Below are 18,616 nucleotides of genomic sequence, written 5' to 3'. Positions count from 1 at the left end.
CGTGACCCTGCCCAGTGAACTCGGAAGCAACGAGATCGCAAGCATGAGCGAATCCGCCACTCAGGAGAACGAATGACAGCTATCTGGTGAACAGGCTGTCTCAAAGGGGTTGACGCGTTCCGCTGCGGGATCAGACGACTTGACCAGCTCATAGAGTTGCTCTTTGCAAAGCCTTAGAATTCTCGCCGGCACCTTTCGCCTCACCGCGTCAATCGCCTCATAGACAGAAGCAAATTCGTCGGTCTTGACCAATGTAATCGGCAACTGAGCCTTATCAATTGCCAAATAGGTGCTTGCTATTGACGGGTCTTCGCCTTGCGCTCTTTCAACGAAGACTAAATTGTCGCGAAGCTTTTGAATACTCTCATTGCCTAGACAGGCGACAATCGAACGTAGCAAAGAGAGGATATTGCTGTCCGATAGAGAGTAGCCGACGAATACAATGGGGTGCTCGACGAATAAGGTTATGATTTTCGCAGCCAGGTATGCGTTCTGACGTTCAAACTGATCGTAGTCTTCTCGTGTAAGAACCAGCGTGCTCGGCCGCGTAGCTGATCCATGTATTTTGTATATCTCCGCAATTGATTGAGGATTAGCAATTAGTAGCTCACCCTGACCCACAAAGACCTTGTAATCAGGAAAGAGGCTCTCAAGGAAAGAATCCCAGTTAGTCGTTATAATTCCATCCACATTGAGCCTAGACAGGACAGCAATCTCTTGAGCGTATGGTGACTTGCTGAACTCCGGCACTGATATTGAGTTGAGGTAGGCGCAAATCTCCAGTCTAAGAGCTGACGTTCTGTCACGGATTTTGTGTTTGTTCTTCTCACGGGATGCTGCGTAGGTGGCTGCGGACCACCAAAAATCATGAAAGTCATCTGCAATTAGCTTTGCAACTGTTGGGAGATCAGCATTTGCACTTGAAAAGTAGAACTCATAATCCTTGAGCCCAGTGGTGAAGCGCCGCAGCAGGGAACCCCAGTCCTCGAGGCCCAGATATCGGCGCGAAAATCCTGACCCGATGAATAGAAAGGGAGCCGCACCGGCCGACTTGAACTTTGTTGCAAGTGCCTCTTTAATGTCCATTACCTTTGACTTCTCCGTATTCGACATGGACTTGAGCTTCAAATTTGGACCACTTGGGCAAGGAGACCTGGTCGAGTCAAGCCTGCTACATAACGCTCGTCACCGGCCCCATGCGATTCGGCTGATCGTCGCATAGCAACAATCCAGGGGTCACCTCTTGTTTTGCCACATCGCCCTCTTAGCCGGCGCGCCCGCCGAGACTCACCACACATCATCGCTGGGGCTGCCCGACTGAGCGCCAGCAAGCTCGGCTGGCACCCCCCAAGCCCGGCATACACCGAGTTCAATCCAGCGGTGATGGCTGCGCCCGAGGCACTGGGCAAGCGCCTCGGCTTAGAGCTGGCTGCGCAGCGTCATCGGCACTCACATCCTCGTTTCCTGACCCCAGATACGCAAAAACCGCCTTTCGGCGGCTTTTGCACCCGGCCGCCCCTTCGTTCTTGTCGAAGCGGTCAGACCGGGTTAGTTGTTGGATGGATGAAATCACAGCCCAATGTCTAGAGCAAGGGCGGGTGTCGCCTGCTCCGATGAGCTGGAGCCAGAACTCGTACTACGCGTGCAGAACGTGCCCGCGCCTCGGACAGCGCGAGGCTCGACCTGACCATGGCCGCGATTGCGTTAGCAATGCAGCTCTTGGTGAACGGGCTCGTTGGCCGATGCTGTCCACTCAAAGCGATCGCCGCTCACCCCACAAAGATGAAACAGCAGCGCGTCCCTGCGCTGCCGCTCCGGGGGAATCAGGCTCTCGCGCGCGATCAGAAACCCAGCCAGCCGGTGGCGGCGGTGCGGGTCAGCAGGTCGCGGTAGGGGCGTAGAAGTTCGGCGTTGGCGGCGGTCACGCTGCCGGCGAGGGCGGTGGGGGTTTCGTCGCTGATGGCGAGGCCGATCGAAGCGAAGGCCTGAGCGCGGACCCAGCGGAACTCTTCCAGCGACATGTCCTGTGCGTTCAGTGCGTCGACCTGGGCCTGTTTGGCTTCAACGATCAGGGCCGACAGATCGGCGTAGGCGACGAACATGTCCTGCACGCCGGGCTCGCGGCCGTCCTGCTGCTGGCGGTCTTTGAGCTCGCGGTACTTCTGGTCGAGCTGGGTCCAGCGGTCGCCCAGCCGGTCGGCGATCGCCTGCTGCACCGCCACGAAGCGCTCGACCTCGGAATGGCCCAGACGGCCGTCTTCGGCACCACTGTATGGGGCGCGATTGCGCACCTGGCCCTCCAGCTGGGCCACCTGCTGCCACTGCTGGGCGGTGTCCATCAGCGCGCTGCCGGCCTGCCAGGCAGGGCGCAGCACGAACCAGAACAGGCCACCGCCGCCGATCAGCAGCACCAGCACGGCAACGATCAGGCAACCGCCAAGGACTTTCTTGTTCATGGGCTCAGGGACTTGTGTGGGCGATCACCTGAATACGTCAAACGGCGCGCGGTCGCGACATCAGTTGCTGGCCTCGAATCCGTTGGCGAACACGCGGTCATCGAACAGGGCCGGGCCGCCGACGAACAGGATGGCGTCGCCCACTGGGCGATAGCTGCCGAAACTGTTGGCGCGCAGATTCACCCGCCAGGTGCGTGCATTGATGCGCTGGCCGAGTGCGCTGATGTCGTGCCAGCCGACGGTCTGTTCGTTGCCGGGCTCGGACGGCCCGTACATGCGCAGGCTCCAGCCGTAGGTGCCGAAGTCCAGGCCCGGCGCATGGAAGCTGATGTCGACGGTGGCGGCTGCGCAGTCGCGCAGCTCGAAGCGCACCAGATCCTGCGGATAAGCGTAGAAGCGCCCCAGGCCTTCGCCGCCGGGCACGTAGTCACGGCCGTTGCGCGCCGCGATCACGCCCTGCACATCGCCCAGGCGCTGGCAGCCGGCACCGGTGCCGCTGACCACGGCCGCCGTGAATGAGCCGGCGACATAGAGCTCCGGCGTCGCCCGGTTGGCGCCGTTCAACAGCACGATCGAGGAACCGACATTCCCCTGCAGAGCATCCGGCTGGGCATCACCATTGCCGTCACCGCCGTTGGGCGCATTGCTTTCGGTCTGGTCGGGCGCGCCATCGAGGTCTTCATCCGGCACCTGCTCCAGCTGCCACACCGCCGCATTGGTGCCGGCGTAGAGGATGTTCGGGTTGAACGGATCGATATGCAGGGCGAGTGCGGCATCTGCCGGCAGGCCGATGCTGAGCGTGCGCCAGCTGGCGCCGCCGTCCTCGCTCTTGAACACCGCGCCGGGGTTGGCCAGCGAGCCCGCGCCGGCGGCGTACAGCACATCGGGGTTGCCGGCATCGACGATCAGCGCGCGGATGTCGGCATCGGTGCTGATGCCGGTGGAGGCCGCCGTCCAGCTCGCGCCGCCGTTGGTGGTCTTGTAGATGAAGCCCTGCCGCGGGTTGCTTGAATCGCGCAGGTTCACCGCTGTCGTCCACAGTGTGTCCGGGCTGGTCGGGTGGATCGCCAGCGCGAGCACGTCGAAGGCGGTGTCGGTGCTGCCGGGATAGCGTGGCAGGCCGGTGCTGGCCTGGGTCCAGCTGGCACCACCGTTGACCGTCTTGAATACGCCGCTGGCGATCGTCGGCGGCGCGACTGACGGGTCTTGATTGCTGCTCAGGAAGGTGCCGACGTAGGCGATCTGCGGGTTCTGCGGGTTCAGCACCAGGGGCACCGGAACGACTTGGGCGTTGATGAACTGGAACTGGTTCGGCGCTACGCCCTGCACGGGCCCGAGCTGCGGCGCCGGCAGGCCGGCATCGGCCGCTGCCCACAGCCCGCCGGCCGTGGTTGACTTGATGATGCTGTGGCTGACGGTCGGCCGGCTGATGCCGTCGCCGCCGACAACGTTCTGGCGAAAACCATTGGCGGTGGCGAACACGGTCTGCAGCGGCCCGCTGGTGCAGGGGCCGCTGACCGGCGGCGCGGCGCAGGAGCGCGGGTCGAGCACGATGCTGCGCACGGTGCCGAGGAAGGTCGAGGCAGGGCTGCCTTGGGTCGGCAGGCCGGCCTCGATATTGGCCCAGCTGGCGCCGCCGTTGGTGCTCTTGTACAGGCCGGCGTTGCGCAGGGTCGGGTGCTGCGAGCTCAGGCCCGAGGCATAGATCACCGTGCTGGCCAGGCTGATCGCGCCGGTGCCGACCGTGGTCGGGTCGATGCTGATGCTGCGGATGTTCTGCGCGCGCAGGCCGCTGCTGGAGCTCGCCCAGGTCGCGCCTGCGGAGTTGCTGCGGTACAGCGCCGGCGAGATGGTGGAAGGATCGCCATAGCCAGCAAAGATGATGCGGTTGGCGGCAGCAAAGGCCGGGTTCGGCAGCACCTGCAGTGCACGCACATTGACCCCGGCGATGCCCTCGTGGGCGGTACTGAAACTCGCACCGTTGTCGTTGCTGAGGAACAGCCCGCCGTTGATGCTGGCCACGTAGATCCGCGACACCGCCGGGTACTGCGGATGCAGCACGATGTTCGACACCGCCGCGGTCGATCCATAACTCGGATTCGGGAACAGCCCGGTGGCCAGCGCAACCGCGCTGAGGCCGGCATCGGTGCTGCGCTGCAGGTTGGTATTGCCGGCGCTCTGGGCGTCGCCAATGAAGACCGTATCGGCCACGCTCGGATGCGCGCGCACGCGGTCGCCGAACAGAGTGGTGATGACCCAGGTCGCACCGTTGTCGTCGCTGCGCCGCAGCTGGCCGTTGATCAAGGCGTACAGACGTGAACCGGGCCCGAAGTCGAAATCAGTATCGAAGCCCGGTTGGCCCGGATCCAGCAGCGGGCTCCAGCTGAGACCGTTGTCGAGGCTGCGATGCAGGGCGATGGTCGCGCCTGGCAGGATCGGATCGATTCCCCTGTTGGCGATGGCGGCGACGATTTCGTTCGGCCGGCTGGCGCTGGTACGCAGCCGCTCCACATAGGCGCCGGCGGGCAGGGTCAATGCCACCGGGCTGAAGCTGGTGCCGTTGTCCGTGCTGCGCAGCAGTTGGCCGTTGCTCAGGGCGACGAAGAGCGTCCCGCTGTTGCCGGTGGCATCGCTGATCGCGCGGATGGCGACCAAAGGCGGCGCGGTCCAGCCGGTCGGCGCCCAGTTGTCGCCGCCATCAATGCTGCGGAACAGCCGGCTGCCGTAGTCGGTGGCCCACAGCGTGGCCGGTGCTTCGCGGTCGAGGGTCAGCATCGCGTCGAACGAGGTGCCGCCATCGATACCGTTCTCGATCCGCTGCCAGCTGCCGGCGTTGTCGACGCTGCGGTAGATGCCGCCCTTGGTCGAGGCGTAGACAATGCTGGGCGTGGTCGGATGCACGATCACATCGAAGATCTGGCCGCCGTAGGGCCCGCTGCCGGTCCAGACACCGGGGCCGGCGAGCGTGAGGATCGGCGCGGCGCACAAGCTCAAGGCGACGACGGCGGCGAAGGGGGCAAGCTTCATGGTGTAGCTCCAGGGCAAGAGGCGGCGCAGCGGTGGATCGACGGCGATGCTGCGGCCGGGTTCACTCGATCAGGTTCACTGGATGCGATACGGAATTCTGCGGCAAAACCCGCCATCGGTTCCGCCAAAGGTGTACAGGCCACCGACAGATGGGCAACGCAAGCGCCGCTGGGCCAACTACACTGCGCCGGTTTCCCGTGCGCTGCCAAGCGCTCCCCTCTGAATCCGCAAGGAGCTCGCCATGCCCTGGCTGCCGTGGGCGCTGTACGCCCTGTCGTTCTTCTGCTTCGTCATCGTCTTCCGCACCCATTCGCTGTTCTGGGGCGGGCTTGGCCTGCTGGTCGCTCTGGCATCGATGGTCTGGGCCACCCTCGCCTTGATGCAGGCGCGCATCGAAAGCCGCTCGCAGAACATCGGCACCCTGCTCGGCCCGGAAGAGCTCGCACGCCTGCGTGCGCAGGCCGAAGCCAAGCGTAGTCAGGCTGCCGCGAGCGGACAGGCCGCCGCGAGCGAACCGGAGTCCGCTGCGCCTGGCGCGTGAGCGGTAATCGCAGTCACCCTGCAAGCGCTGCTGTGATCGATTGAGCGCTGCTGGCATCGATGTCCACGCAGCCCACTCAGATGCAGAGCACGTTGTCGCTCAGCCCTCGCAGGCGGTGCGCATCACCGGGTCATCCGGCTGCAGCTGAATCCATTCGGCACCCGCGAATGAGCCATCGTCGGCGATCACGACCTCGTCCATCAGGTCGGCTCGGCGGTGGTTGGTGCAGTCAAACACCACGCCGAAACGGCGATCCGGCTCCCAGCGGGCCATCAGCAGCACCGAGGTCAGCACCTGGCCAGGCAGCGCGTCATTGCGTTTGCTCAGGCGGCGATCCACCGCGATCGCGCGGCTGATCTGCGGCACCAGATAGGTCCACGGCCGATACCAGGCCTGCTCGGCGTGGGTGGACGCCACCACCACCTGTGGCGGCAGCGCGCCCGAGGCACGGTCGAACCATGAGTATTCTGACCAGACCGAGTAGGCCAGCATGCCCAGGCCCGCGGCGGCCGGCACGATCCAGCCCGGCAGGCGTTTCCCGCTCAGCAAGCGCAGGCCCATCACCAGGCCGGCGAGTCCGACGCCGGCAACCAGTGCGGCGAATAGTTCCAGCAACATGGGGCAATCCTTGACGTGAATCCGCAGCAGCACGACCGCCGCGGCGATATGCATAGGTAGTTCAGCGCAGCCGGCGACGCAAGTCCTCTCAGCCGCCCAAAAGCAGCGCGGCCTGCCCCGGAACTCCGGAAGCAGGCCGCGGTGTCACAGCTGCAGCAGATCAATCAGTGGTGGATGGCACCGGACGCACCGCGCGGTACGCGGATGCTTTCCACCAGCTCCTGGATCTCGACCGGCGCCGGCTTGGTCACGGCCAGAACGATGTAGGCAGCGACGAAGTTGAGCAGCGCGCCGACCGCACCGAAGGACAGCGGCGAGATGCCGAACAGCCAGTTGGCGGGCACGTTCTCCAGCGAGTTGGTGCCGGGGATAAAGAACCAGCCGAGGTAGGTGAAGATGTACAGGCAGGTCGAGCCCAGGCCCACCAGCATGCCGACGATGGCGCCGGTCGAATTCATCCTCTTCGAGAAGATGCCCATCATGATCGCCGGGAACAGCGAGGACGCTGCCAAGCCGAAGGCCAAGGCCACGGTTTGCGCCGCGAACCCGGGCGGATTCATGCCCAGCCAGGTGGCGAGCGCGATCGCGAAGCCCATCGACACGCGTGCGGCGAGCAATTCCCCCTTCTCGGATATATCCGGCTTGAAGGTGGACTTGATCAGGTCATGGCTGATGGCGGACGAAATCGCCAGCAGCAGACCTGCCGCCGTGGACAAGGCCGCGGCCAGACCGCCCGCGGCGATCAGACCCACCACCCAGCCCGGCAACTGCGCGATTTCCGGGTTGGCCAACACCAGGATGTCCTGGTTGAAGGTGACCATTTCGTTGCCCTTCCAGCCGCGCTCGGTGGCGGTGGCGGCAAACGCGGGATTCGCTTCGTTGTAGTACTGGATGCGGCCGTCGCCGTTCTTGTCTTCAAACTTCAGCAGGCCGGTCTTTTCCCAGTTGCGCATCCAATCCGGACGCGACTCGAACTCAACCGACTGCGCCGAGGTGCCTTCCGGGTAGATGGTGGTGAAGATGTTGAGGCGCGCCATCGAACCGACCGCAGGAGCAACCGTGTAGAGCAGGGCGATGAACACCAGAGCCCAGCCGGCCGACTTGCGGGCATCCGACACCTTGGGCACGGTGAAGAAGCGGATGATCACGTGCGGCAGGCCGGCGGTACCAACCATCAGCGACAGGGTGAACAGCACCATGTTCAAGGTCGAACCGTGGTTTCCGGTGTAGTCGTTGAAGCCCAACTCCACCATCACCTGGTCGAGCTTCGCCAGCAGCGGGATGCCGGATTCGGTGTGGGTCGAGAACAGGCCGAGCTGGGGCAGCGGATTGCCGGTGAGCTGCAGCGAGATGAACACCGCCGGGATGGTGTAGGCGATGATCAGCACCACGTACTGCGCGACCTGGGTGTAGGTAATGCCCTTCATGCCGCCGAGCACCGCGTACACGAACACCACCGCCGCTGCGATGATCAGGCCGGTGTTGGTATCGACCTCAAGGAAGCGCGAAAACGCCACGCCGGCGCCGGTCATCTGGCCGATGACATAGGTGATCGACATGATGAGGAGGCTCGCCACCGCAACCAGGCGCGCAGTGCGGCTGTAGAAGCGGTCGCCAATGAAGTCCGGCACCGTGAAGCGCCCGAACTTTCTCAGGTAGGGCGCAAGCAACAGTGCAAGCAGCACGTAGCCACCGGTCCAGCCCATCAGATAGGTCGAGTTGCCGTAGCCGACAAAGGCGATCAGGCCCGCCATCGAGATGAAAGAAGCTGCCGACATCCAGTCGGCCGCGGTGGCCATGCCGTTGACGATCGGGTTGACGCCGCGACCGGCCGCGTAGAACTCGGAGGTCGATCCGGCGCGCGCCCAGATGGCGATGACGATGTAGAGGGCGAACGATCCGCCGACGAAAAGCAGGTTGATTGCAAACTGGCTCATGGTGGGACTCCTTATTGCTCGTCCACGCCGTATTCACGGTCGAGGCGATTCATGAACCAGGTGTAGAAGAAGATCAGCGCGATGAACACGAAGATCGAGCCCTGCTGCGCGAACCAGAAGCCGATGTCGGTGCCGCCGATGGCGATACCGGAGAGCATGGGACGCAGCACGATCGCGAAACCGAACGAACACAGTGCCCAGATCGCCATGCAGATGAAAATGATGCGTAGATTCGCCTTCCAGTATTCGGCGGCGGTCTTGCTGAGTGTCATGTGAGTTCTCCCTGTAGATGTTCGGCCCGCCGCCCGCATGGGCGGGCGGCGGGATGCCGTGCTGCGGCGGTTTCAGAACGTGTAGCGAGCCATGAAATCGACGCGGTTCTGTGTGCCGCTGGTGCCACGTTCGAGTTCACGCTTGGCGGTGGACAGCTCGATGCCCATATCGATCTTCGGCGCCGGCGACCAGAACAGGTTGGCGCGGAAGCTTGTTGCCTCGGCATTCGCGTTCAGGCCGGTGAGCGCGCGCTCGTTGTCGGCCGAGGTGTAGCCGACAATGAAGTTGGAGCGCCAGGTGCCGCCCCAGACCTGACGCCAGGCCGCGTAGGCGGCGACCACGTCGATCGGATCCAGGCTGCCGTCGGCTTCAATCACGGCGTCATCGAAGAAGTTCACCCCGACATAGCGGCCGATACCCGAGCCGGCGGTGGCCATCAGGCGCAGATCGTTGGCGCCGAACATCAGCTTGCTGGACACGCTTACGCCGTAACCGGTGGCGGTTTCGCCACCCGCCGCGGTCTCCGAGCGCAGCTGGCGGACGATACCGGCCACCGAGAACACGCCCCAGTCGCCGCGATTGGCATAGCGCGCGGTGAAGTCGGGCACGGTGTTGTCGTCGGTGATGATTTTCGCGCCACCACCGAACGGGGTCAGCACGGTCTCAGGATTTTCAACTGACACCGACCAAGCACCGCTGGTGTAGCGGATTTGCGGCTGGCGGACGAACACCGTGCCTTCGGTGGCGCCGATGAAATCAGTGGTCTCGGGCAGGGCGCCGAGCTCCATGAAATTCGACCATTCCTGACCGAACAGCCACTTGTCGTAGGTGAAATAGGCGCGGCGCAGCACCGGGTTGTAGGTGTTGGTACTGCGCTCGTCACCGCCGGTCGGCACGGCGAAGTCGAGCTCGATACGCGAGCCCAGCTTGCTGCCGTTGTCGAGCACGGTGTCTGTGGCGAACCAGAAGCGCGACTGCTTGGCATGGGCATCGAAGACCGCGGACTCGCCCGCACCGCCGACCGGGATCGCACCGGGCAGATAGAAGTCGCGGGCAACCGTACCGGCGGCGGGATTGCCGTCGCTGTAGTCGCTCCAGGAGCTGTTGGCCTTGATGAAGCCACCGAACGAAAAGCGCGTGCCCGGGTTGGCGCCTGGCACCACGCTGGTGGTCTGGATCGGCTGTACGCCTGCCGGCAGGGCCGGAGCGGCAGGTGCTGCTGGCGCCGGAGCGGCAGCCTGCTGCTGCCGGGCCAACTCACCCACCAGCCGCTCCAGCTCGGCGATGCGGGCTTCAAGCGCCGCCTCACGCGCGGTCTGCGCAAAGCCCGGACCCGACATCAGCAGCAGGCCGCCGATGGTCAGCGCCAAGGCGCTCTTCTTGAACATTTCTTTCTTGAACATGTGCATTCCCTCCCAGGGATTAGGGCGGAGCATGGTTGCGCCGCACTGCAACATTCTATTGCACGTTGGTCTAAGCGCCCGGCGCGCCCAAGCCCGGGCAAGCCAGCTTCGACCATGGTCGACGCAGATGCGCGGACGGTGTTTGGCGGAGCTAGACTCAATCGACCAAACAAGCGGCCGGCAGACACCTTGATCCGGTGCACACGCCCGCTTGCGCAGCTTCGCCCCCGGGAGAGAACCGATGTCGAACGAAACCAGCACCGGCAATGTTTACGCCGCCTCAGCCGAGTTCATCCGCGACGCCCGCTATTCGCCGGCCGACTACCAGCGCCTGTACCAGGAGTCGCTCGATGACAATGTCGGCTTCTGGGCACGCATGGCCGAGCGCCTCGATTGGTTCAAGCAGCCAACAAAAATCAAGGACGTCAGCTTCAAGTCCGAAGACCTGCACATCCGCTGGTACGAGGACGGCGAGCTCAATGTCAGCGTGAACTGCCTGGATCGCCACCTGGCGACCCGCGGCGACAAGACCGCGATCCTGTGGGAAGGCGACGATCCCGCTCAGTCCGCGCATGTGAGCTACCGCGATCTGCACGGCCGCGTGTGCCGGTTCGCCAACGCGCTACGCAATCTCGGGGTGAAGCGCGGCGATCGCGTCACCCTGTACCTGCCGATGATTCCCGAAGCCGCGGTCGCGATGCTGGCCTGCGCCCGGATCGGCGCGGTGCACTCGATCGTGTTCGGCGGCTTCTCGCCGGATGCGCTGGCCGGGCGCATCGCCGACTGCGGCAGCCGCGTGGTGATCACCTGCGACGAGGGCCTGCGCGGCGGCAAGCATGTTCCGCTCAAGGCCAATGTCGATGCCGCGCTCAAACAGCCCAGCACCAGCTGTGTCGAAACCGTGGTGGTAGTGCGCCGCACCGGCGGCGCGATCGACATGCAGAGCCCGCGTGACCGCTGGTACGACGTGCTGGTCGACGGCCAGCCCGACACCTGCGAGCCAGAGCGCATGAATGCGGAAGACCCGCTGTTCATCCTCTACACCTCCGGCAGCACCGGCCAGCCCAAAGGCGTGCTGCACACCACCGGCGGCTACCTGACCTACGCCAGCCTGACCCACGAAGCCGTGTTCGACGTGCGCGAGGACGACGTGTTCTGGTGCACCGCCGACGTCGGCTGGGTCACCGGCCACAGCTATGTGGTCTACGGCCCGCTCGCCAATGGCGCCACCAGCCTGATGTTCGAGGGCATTCCAAACTACCCGACGGTCAGCCGGTTCTGGGATGTCTGCGACAAGCACCAGGTGACCCTGTTCTACACCGCGCCGACCGCCATCCGTTCGCTGATGCGCGAGGGCGAGGAGCCGGTCAAGCGCACCTCGCGCTCCAGCATCCGTCTGCTCGGTTCGGTCGGCGAACCGATCAACCCCGAAGCCTGGGAGTGGTACTACCGCGTGGTCGGTGAAACCCGCTGCCCGATCGTCGACACCTGGTGGCAGACCGAGACCGGCGGCATTCTGATCACGCCCCTGCCCGGCGCGATCCCGCAGAAGCCGGGCTCGGCCACCCTGCCCTTCTTCGGCGTGCGTCCTGCAATCGTCGATGGCGAAGGCCGCGTGCTTGAAGGCGCGACCGAGGGCAATCTGGTCCTGCTCGACTCCTGGCCGGGCCAGATGCGCACCGTGTTCGGCGACCACCAGCGCTTCATCGATACCTATTTCAAGACCTTCCCCGGCACCTATTTCACCGGTGACGGCGCGCGTCGCGATGCCGATGGCTACTACTGGATCACCGGCCGCGTCGACGACGTGATCAACGTGTCAGGCCACCGCATGGGCACAGCCGAAGTCGAAAGCGCCCTGGTCGCGCACCCGAAGGTCGCCGAGGCCGCCGTGGTCGGCTGCCCGCACGACATCAAGGGCCAGGGCATCTACGCCTACGTGACCCTCAATGCCGGCGAAGCGCCGAGCGAGGAACTGCGCAAGGAACTCGCGCTGTGGGTGCGCAAGGAGATCGGCCCGATCGCAACCCCGGATTTCATCCAGTGGGCGCCCGGCCTGCCGAAGACCCGCTCGGGCAAGATCATGCGTCGCATCCTGCGCAAGATCGCCGAGAACCAGCCGGACCAGCTCGGCGACACCTCGACCCTGGCGGATCCGAGCGTGGTCGAGAACCTGGTTCGCGAGCGGTTCCTCAAGTAGGCGTCGCCGTCATCGACAGCACGGGCATGGACGAACGTGATGGCTTGCGGCACCCTTCCGGTACCGTCGAGCCCGCGGCTGAGGCCCCGCCCTACATGCGCGACATCCTGATTGCCGACGACCACCCGCTGTTCCGCGACGCCCTGCGTCGCACGGTGGCGCAAATCCTCCCGGATGCCCGCCTGCTGGAAGCCGACTCGGTCGACAGCCTGACCGAGCTGGCCTTGCGGCATCCACGCGCCGAACTGCTGCTGCTCGATCTCAACATGCCCGGCGCGCACGGCTTCTCGGCCCTGGTGCATCTGCGTGGCGCGTTTCCGACCCTGCCGATCCTGATCGTTTCCGCCCGCGAAGACCCGGCGCTGATGCGACGCGCGCTGGGCCATGGCGCCTCGGGCTTCATTCCGAAGTCGGCCGATGTCGAACAGATCGCCCGCGCGATTCACGCCGTGCTCGACGGCGACACCTGGCTGCCGCCCGGCGTCGGCGGCTCGGCGTTCTCGCTCGATCCCGAAGAAGAAGCACTCGCCGCGCGCATCGCCGAACTGACCCCGCAGCAGTACCGCGTGCTGTCGATGGTCTGCAACGGCCTGCTCAACAAGCAGATCGCCTACGAGTTGAACGTCAGCGAGGCCACCATCAAGGCCCACATGACCGCGATCCTGCGCAAGCTCGGCGCCCACTCGCGCACCCAGGCCGTGCTGCTGGCCGCCAAACTCACCGTCGACGGCCGCGCCCCGCAGCTGCCGCATGACGAGGACGACTAGCGCGGTCGCCAGATGCGGTGGGTCAAGACCCACCCCATCCGCGTTTTTGCAGCGCCCATAGGGTGGGTCTCGACCCACCGCTCCTCGCCCCCGCGCTACGCGAGCCAACGCGATTGGCACGGCAAACCGATCCATCGGTTGTCAATCTCCACGGGACGCGAGGCCATGGTGGGTCAAGACCCACCCTATGCGCGCGCTGTCGGGAAGCCCCGCCGAGGAGCCGATCGCGCGGATCTCGACCACCGCTCCTCACCCCCGCGCTACGCGGGCCCATAGGGTGGGTCTCGACCCACCGCTCCTCGCCCTCACGATGCGCGGGCCGACCGTTGAGCTTTCGGTGGGTCAAGACCCACCCTATGTGCATCCTGCCCGGAACTTCGAGAACCCTCGCCCATGAGTCGCGCCACCCCGGCCACCCGCATGCTTGATGGCGCGCGCGTCGCCTATCGGCTGCACAGCTACGACTACGACCCCGCCGCCGACAACATCGGCCAGGCCGCCGCCGCCGCGCTCGGCATCGCCGCGGCGCGCATGTTCAAGACCCTGATGATCGAGCTCGACGGCAAACCCGCCTGCGCGATCCTGCCCGCCGACCACGAGCTCAGCATGAAGAAGCTCGCCGCCACGCTCGGCGGCAAACACGCGACCCTGCTGGCGGTGACCCAGGCCGAACGCATCACCGGCTACCACGTCGGCGGCATCAGCCCGTTCGGCCAGAAGAAGCGCGTGCCGGTGGCAATCGACGCCAGCGCGCTCGAACACGCCACGGTCTACTGCAACGGCGGCCAGCGCGGCCTGCAGGTGGAACTTGCGCCGCAGGAAATCGTGCGGGTGCTCGGCGCGACGGTGGCGCAGATCGCGGCCGCTGGCTGACAAGCGGGGGAGCGGCGGGTAGCGTGGCGGTATCGATCTGTTCCTGTCTGAGCCCCGCCATGAGCCTCTCTATCGTTCTCCGTCCGCGCCCCCAAGAAGCAGAGCTCTCGACCCGAGATCTATCACCGTCGCCCGCGCGTAGGCCGGCTGTTTGTAGGAGCGGGCTCGCTCGCGACCCGCAGGGTGGGTGCAGGGCGCACGCTGCGGTCGCCTGCAAGCAGGCTCCTACAAAGAGCGCGATCGGACCCATCCAGTTTCTTCAAGAACACCTGGCCCGCCGCGCGGGAGTGAGGAGCTCCACGCTGCTCGGCTTGGCGCTGGCTCTGCTCGCCTCTACTGCGTCAGCCACCAACATCTGCACGCCCGAAGAGCAGGCGCTGCTCGCGGAGCTGGAAGTGTCTGCAGCGCTGGACGCGGACGCTGCGCCCGATGCCAATGCCGCGCGCGTTTCCGGAACCGCGCACAACGGCGCATCCGCTGCAGCGAGCGCCCTCCTCGGCATGGGTTGTCTGGACGAGGTGCTCGATCGGTTATCGGGTGGCGAAGCTGCGGCTCTGGAACTACTGAGCTACTTCGAGCCTAAGGCCGCTGCGCGGCAGACGCTGAAGCGCCTTCTCAAGGGCAAAGAACGCAATGCGTTCGACGCCTTGTTGTCAGCGCTGGCCGTGTTTGGACCCGGCACCGTTGAAGCAGTGCTCCAAGCCAGCGACTGCCACGACACCTGCGAATCCACTGCTCTCTTCAAGCTGGCCGCTGTGCTTGAGCAGCTCGGGCCGGAACGCCGGGCTGCCGCGCAACCCCTGACCGAACGCGCCGGGCGCACAACGTTTGGCAACGACACTGAGCTGGGCTTGATTCGCATGATCATGGCCCTCGGGAGCGACGCTGCACCGGCGGAGCTTGAGTTGATCGCACTTCTCTCGGCAAAGCCCGAGCGATCGCACCAGATCCTCGCCGTCCTCGCCGGGCTGGGCACCCCGACGGCGACGCAGGCCGTCATCAGCCGCTTGGATGGATGGTCCTTCGGTTGGTTGATCAAGCAACTCGCGCGTGCAGGGCATCAATCCAAGGCTGCAATTCCGAAGCTGCTCGAACTGACCCAGTCACCCGAACAGGATCTCGCGCTACCCGCCATCACTGTGCTGGGCTACATCACGCCACCGGAGGAAGCTTCGCCGGTGCGCGAGCATCTCCACCGCTGGCTTGCAGACGGCAGTGATGCGCTGCGAGCCATGCACGCGGCGGACGCATTGGGCGTGATGCGCGACCTCGCCTCCCAGCAGCAGCTGCGCGTGGCCGCGGATGAGTACTGGTATCCGCCCGTGCGCGAAGCCGCGTCGCGCGCGCTGGCGCTGCTGCCGACGCCGATGGACCCGCCCCGCCGTGCAAGCGACACCGATCACGCTGACGGGTTGATTCGCCTGCCCGATGACCTGCCCGCGTGCGAGACACCGACAGCGCGGGCAGTCGATCAACCCCAGGGCGAAAAGCTCTACAAACGCACCCACGCAGCCCAGCTGCAGAAACTCTCCTACCGCGGCGATCTCGTCGAGGAATACGTACCGCCTCCACCGCCGCTACCGCCCGGGGTGAATCCCGACTGGCGGCCCAGCCGGCTCCCGGTCGAGGTCCCGCAGCACACGCCCGATCTCGCCCTGCGCGTCGCCGGCGGCTGGTTGCTGGGCGCCAACCGCGGAGAGTGGGGCGGCGAGCTGATCTTCGCGGCCGACGATGGCCGCAAGCAGGGCGTGCTGGGGCGCAACGTGGAAGACATCTATCGCCTCGGCCCGCAGACGATCGCGCTGGTCGGTCTTGCGCACATGGGATCCAACGAAGGCGTCGTGTACCGCCTGCGCCAATCCGGCAGAGGCGAGTGGACCGCCGAGCCCTGGCTGCAGCTGCCCGGCGCGCCGAACAGCTCCTGGCCGGTCGACACGGGCGAGATCCTGGTCAACACCTACGGCCGCGGCACGCTGCTGATCTCTGCCGACGGCAGCATGCGGATGGCGCCGTGTCTCGACCCGCCGCCCGTCGAGGACACACCTACGCCTTGACGGCGCATGGCACTTGATCGCATCGCCCTCGCACACCAGCATCGAGCTTTCCGACCGTGGAGAACCCTCGATGCTTCGACATCTGCTCACCCTCGGCCTGCTGGCCGCTGCCCTGCCCGCGCTGGCCCAGCCCACCATCAAACAACCCTTCGGCGCCGAACGCAGCTGGCAGATCCAGCGGATCGGCGCGCCGGCTATTTCGGCCGATGGCAGCCTGATCGTGGCGCCGGTGACGCGCTTCGAAATGGCCGAAGACAAGGGCTATACCGATCTGTGGCTGTGGAATGCCGACGGCAGCGGCCAGCGCCGCTTCACCACCCACACCAGCAGCGAGGGCGCACCGGCGTTCAGCCCGAACGGACGCCTGCTCGCCTTTGTCGCCCAGCGCGAGGACGACAAGGCGCCGCAGCTGTACGTGATGCCGGTCGACGGCGGCGAAGCCACCCGCCTGACCACGCTGGCCACCGGTGTGCAGAGCCCGAAATGGTTCGCCGACGGAACACGTCTGGCCTTCGTGTCGCGCGTGTTCGCCGACCTGCCACTGGCCGAGCAGGGCAAGCGGCTGGAGGAACGCACCGCCAGCAAGATGAGCGGGCGCGTGTTTGACGGCTCGATCAGCGCCTGGGACCAGATTCTGGATGAGCGCGAGTTCCACGTATTCGCCGTGCCCAGCGCCGGCGGCGAGGTGCAGGCGCTGACCCAGCCGACCGGCCTGAGCCTGCCGCGTGCTTCGGTGCAGGGCACCGACGGCCTGTTCGCGCTGTCGCCGGACGGCGGCGAGCTCGCCTTTGTCGCCGACTCCGACCCCGCGCCCAATACCAACAACAGCGACGTGTTCACCGTCGCCATCGGCGCCAGCGAAGCGCAGAACCGCACCGCCGACAATCCGGCCGGTGATGGCTCCCCGGCCTACAGTCCGGACGGCCGCTACCTGAGCTTCAGCCAGCAGCGCATCAAGGGCTTCTACGCCGACCGCGGCCGGCTGATGCTGATCGACCGCCGCAGCGGCGAGGCGCGCGAGTTGTTCACCGAGTTCGACCGCAGCATCAGCGGCGCGCTGTGGGCGGCCGACGGCAAGCGCCTGTTCGCGGCGATCGACGACGCCGGCACCGAGCGCGTCTACGAGCTGCCGCTGAGCGGCGCCCCGCGCGCACTGACAGGCATCGAATCGGTCGGCAGCCTGGCGCTGTCGAAGTCGGGCCGGCTGATGGGCCTGCGCCAGAGCTTTATCGAGCCGCCAACCCTGGTCGAAGTCGACCTCCGCCGTGGCGCCACCCGCGAGCTGTCCAACCTCAACCAGGCCCTGCTCGCCGACACCGATTTCGGCACCTACGAGTCAGTGACCTATGCCGGCGCCGACGGCCGCGAGATCCAGATGTGGGTGAACTATCCGCCCGGCTTCGACAAGACGAAGAAGTACCCCTTCTTCATGCTGATCCACGGCGGACCGCACAACGCGATCACCAATGGCATGGCGTTCCGCTGGAACGCGCAGGTGTTCGGCAGCTGGGGCTATGTCACCGCCTGGCCGAACTTCCACGGCAGCTCCGGCTTCGGCCAGGATTTCGCCGACTCGATCAACCCGAACTGGGCCGACAAGCCCTATGAGGACGTGATCAAGGCCGCCGAGTGGTTCGCGCAGCAGCCGTGGATCGACTCCGAGCGCATGGTCGCCGGCGGCGGCAGCTACGGCGGCTACCTGACCAGCCTGATCCTCGGCCGCGAACACCCGTTCCGCGCCCTGGTCGCGCATGCGGCGGTCTACAACCTCTACACCCAATATGGCGCCGACTTCGCGGTTGAGATGCCGCGCTTCGGCGGCTTCTGGGAAGAAGAAAACCGCGCGATGATCGAAAAGACCTCACCGCACTACCACGCCGCCAACTTCAAAACCCCGACCCTGGTGGTACACGGCCAACTCGACCAGCGCGTACCGGTGAACCACGGTGTCGAGCTGTACCAGACCTTGTTGATGAAGGGGGTACCGACGCGCTATGTGTACTTCCCGAACGAGAACCACTGGGTGCTGAAGCCGCAGAACTCGGTGTTCTGGTATCAGCAGGTGAAGGGGTGGTTTGAGGAGCATGGGGGGTTGGGGGAGTAGGGCTGAGCATCTTCGCCGGCGGGGTGCACCCGCCGGCGATGTTCCCAGAAACTGAACGAAGTTTTCTGTTAAAACAGCCAGCGAGTCTACGCGCCCTACCGCGTACTGACCTAAGGGCCATGCTTTTGCGGAAGTATCAGGCAGGGGCTTGCTAGGGAAGCTCTGACTTATCCGTCTCGACAGCTACCATATCCCACCACTCGCAGAATGCTCAGCCGATGAAGCAGACCACCTTCGACTCCCTGGCCTACACCGCGAAGAAGAAGCAGACTCGTCGCGAAAAATTCCTTGCAGAGATGGAGCAGGTGGTGCCTTGGAAGGCTCTGCTGGTGTTGATCGAAGAACACTACCCCAAGAGCGGCA

13 protein-coding genes and 1 pseudogene are annotated in these 18,616 nt (G+C 65.2%); 7 read left to right on the top strand and 7 right to left on the bottom strand.

The window, feature by feature from the left end:
- Positions 1 to 60 precede the first annotated feature (60 nt).
- The 3 genes from ACIQ7H_RS19605 to ACIQ7H_RS19595 form a co-directional block, all read right to left on the bottom strand.
- Positions 61 to 1,086, bottom strand: coding sequence for an SIR2 family protein (locus ACIQ7H_RS19605; RefSeq protein WP_395794698.1), 1,026 nt, complete (start codon positions 1,084 to 1,086; stop codon positions 61 to 63).
- A 755-nt stretch (positions 1,087 to 1,841) separates the two neighbouring features.
- Positions 1,842 to 2,456 (bottom strand): hypothetical protein, encoded by a 615-nt coding sequence (locus ACIQ7H_RS19600; protein ID WP_395794696.1) that lies wholly within the window; start codon positions 2,454 to 2,456, stop codon positions 1,842 to 1,844.
- Between the two features lie 60 nt (positions 2,457 to 2,516).
- On the bottom strand, positions 2,517 to 5,483 hold the full coding sequence (locus ACIQ7H_RS19595) for a WD40/YVTN/BNR-like repeat-containing protein (RefSeq protein ID WP_395794694.1): 2,967 nt from the start codon (positions 5,481 to 5,483) through the stop codon (positions 2,517 to 2,519).
- Positions 5,484 to 5,724: 241 nt separating this feature from the next.
- Here ACIQ7H_RS19595 and ACIQ7H_RS19590 point away from each other — a divergent pair, with 241 nt between their 5' ends.
- Positions 5,725 to 6,024 (top strand): hypothetical protein, encoded by a 300-nt coding sequence (locus ACIQ7H_RS19590; protein WP_395794692.1) that lies wholly within the window; start codon positions 5,725 to 5,727, stop codon positions 6,022 to 6,024.
- A 99-nt stretch (positions 6,025 to 6,123) separates the two neighbouring features.
- On the opposite strand, the gene ACIQ7H_RS19585 is transcribed toward ACIQ7H_RS19590, so the two are convergent.
- From ACIQ7H_RS19585 to ACIQ7H_RS19570, 4 genes are all read right to left on the bottom strand, one after another.
- A complete protein-coding gene (locus ACIQ7H_RS19585) occupies positions 6,124 to 6,642 on the bottom strand; it encodes a hypothetical protein (protein ID WP_395794690.1) in 519 nt (172 codons plus the stop codon).
- A 164-nt stretch (positions 6,643 to 6,806) separates the two neighbouring features.
- Complete coding sequence (locus tag ACIQ7H_RS19580; protein ID WP_395794688.1) at positions 6,807 to 8,579, bottom strand: sodium:solute symporter family protein; 1,773 nt, start codon at positions 8,577 to 8,579, stop codon at positions 6,807 to 6,809.
- An 11-nt stretch (positions 8,580 to 8,590) separates the two neighbouring features.
- The gene (locus ACIQ7H_RS19575; RefSeq protein WP_395794686.1) at positions 8,591 to 8,851 is read right to left on the bottom strand and encodes a DUF4212 domain-containing protein; all 261 of its coding nucleotides are present in this window, start codon (positions 8,849 to 8,851) and stop codon (positions 8,591 to 8,593) included.
- 72 nt (positions 8,852 to 8,923) lie between these two features.
- Positions 8,924 to 10,255, bottom strand: a complete 1,332-nt coding sequence (locus ACIQ7H_RS19570) for a DcaP family trimeric outer membrane transporter (protein WP_395794684.1) — start codon at positions 10,253 to 10,255, stop codon at positions 8,924 to 8,926.
- Between the two features lie 241 nt (positions 10,256 to 10,496).
- On the opposite strand from ACIQ7H_RS19570, the gene acs reads away from it, so the two are divergent.
- The 6 genes and pseudogenes from acs to ACIQ7H_RS19540 form a co-directional block, all read left to right on the top strand.
- A complete protein-coding gene (gene acs / locus ACIQ7H_RS19565) occupies positions 10,497 to 12,455 on the top strand; it encodes an acetate--CoA ligase (RefSeq protein WP_395794682.1) in 1,959 nt (652 codons plus the stop codon).
- 95 nt (positions 12,456 to 12,550) lie between these two features.
- Positions 12,551 to 13,222 (top strand): LuxR C-terminal-related transcriptional regulator, encoded by a 672-nt coding sequence (locus tag ACIQ7H_RS19560; RefSeq protein ID WP_395794700.1) that lies wholly within the window; start codon positions 12,551 to 12,553, stop codon positions 13,220 to 13,222.
- 393 nt (positions 13,223 to 13,615) lie between these two features.
- The gene (ybaK, locus tag ACIQ7H_RS19555; RefSeq protein ID WP_395794680.1) at positions 13,616 to 14,095 is read left to right on the top strand and encodes a Cys-tRNA(Pro) deacylase; all 480 of its coding nucleotides are present in this window, start codon (positions 13,616 to 13,618) and stop codon (positions 14,093 to 14,095) included.
- A gap of 23 nt (positions 14,096 to 14,118) precedes the next feature.
- Positions 14,119 to 16,149 carry a HEAT repeat domain-containing protein gene (locus ACIQ7H_RS19550; RefSeq protein WP_395794678.1) on the top strand — a complete coding sequence of 677 codons (2,031 nt, stop codon included), beginning with the start codon at positions 14,119 to 14,121 and terminating at the stop codon, positions 16,147 to 16,149.
- A gap of 70 nt (positions 16,150 to 16,219) precedes the next feature.
- Positions 16,220 to 18,253, top strand: coding sequence for a S9 family peptidase (locus ACIQ7H_RS19545; protein WP_395794676.1), 2,034 nt, complete (start codon positions 16,220 to 16,222; stop codon positions 18,251 to 18,253).
- 218 nt (positions 18,254 to 18,471) lie between these two features.
- A pseudogene (locus ACIQ7H_RS19540) lies at positions 18,472 to 18,616 on the top strand (IS5/IS1182 family transposase); the annotation flags it as partial.

Origin of the sequence: Aquimonas sp. (assembly GCF_044377145.1) — a bacterium.
Classification (GTDB): Bacteria; Pseudomonadota; Gammaproteobacteria; order Xanthomonadales; family Xanthomonadaceae; genus Aquimonas.
This window is presented reverse-complemented; position numbering and strand designations above follow the sequence as displayed.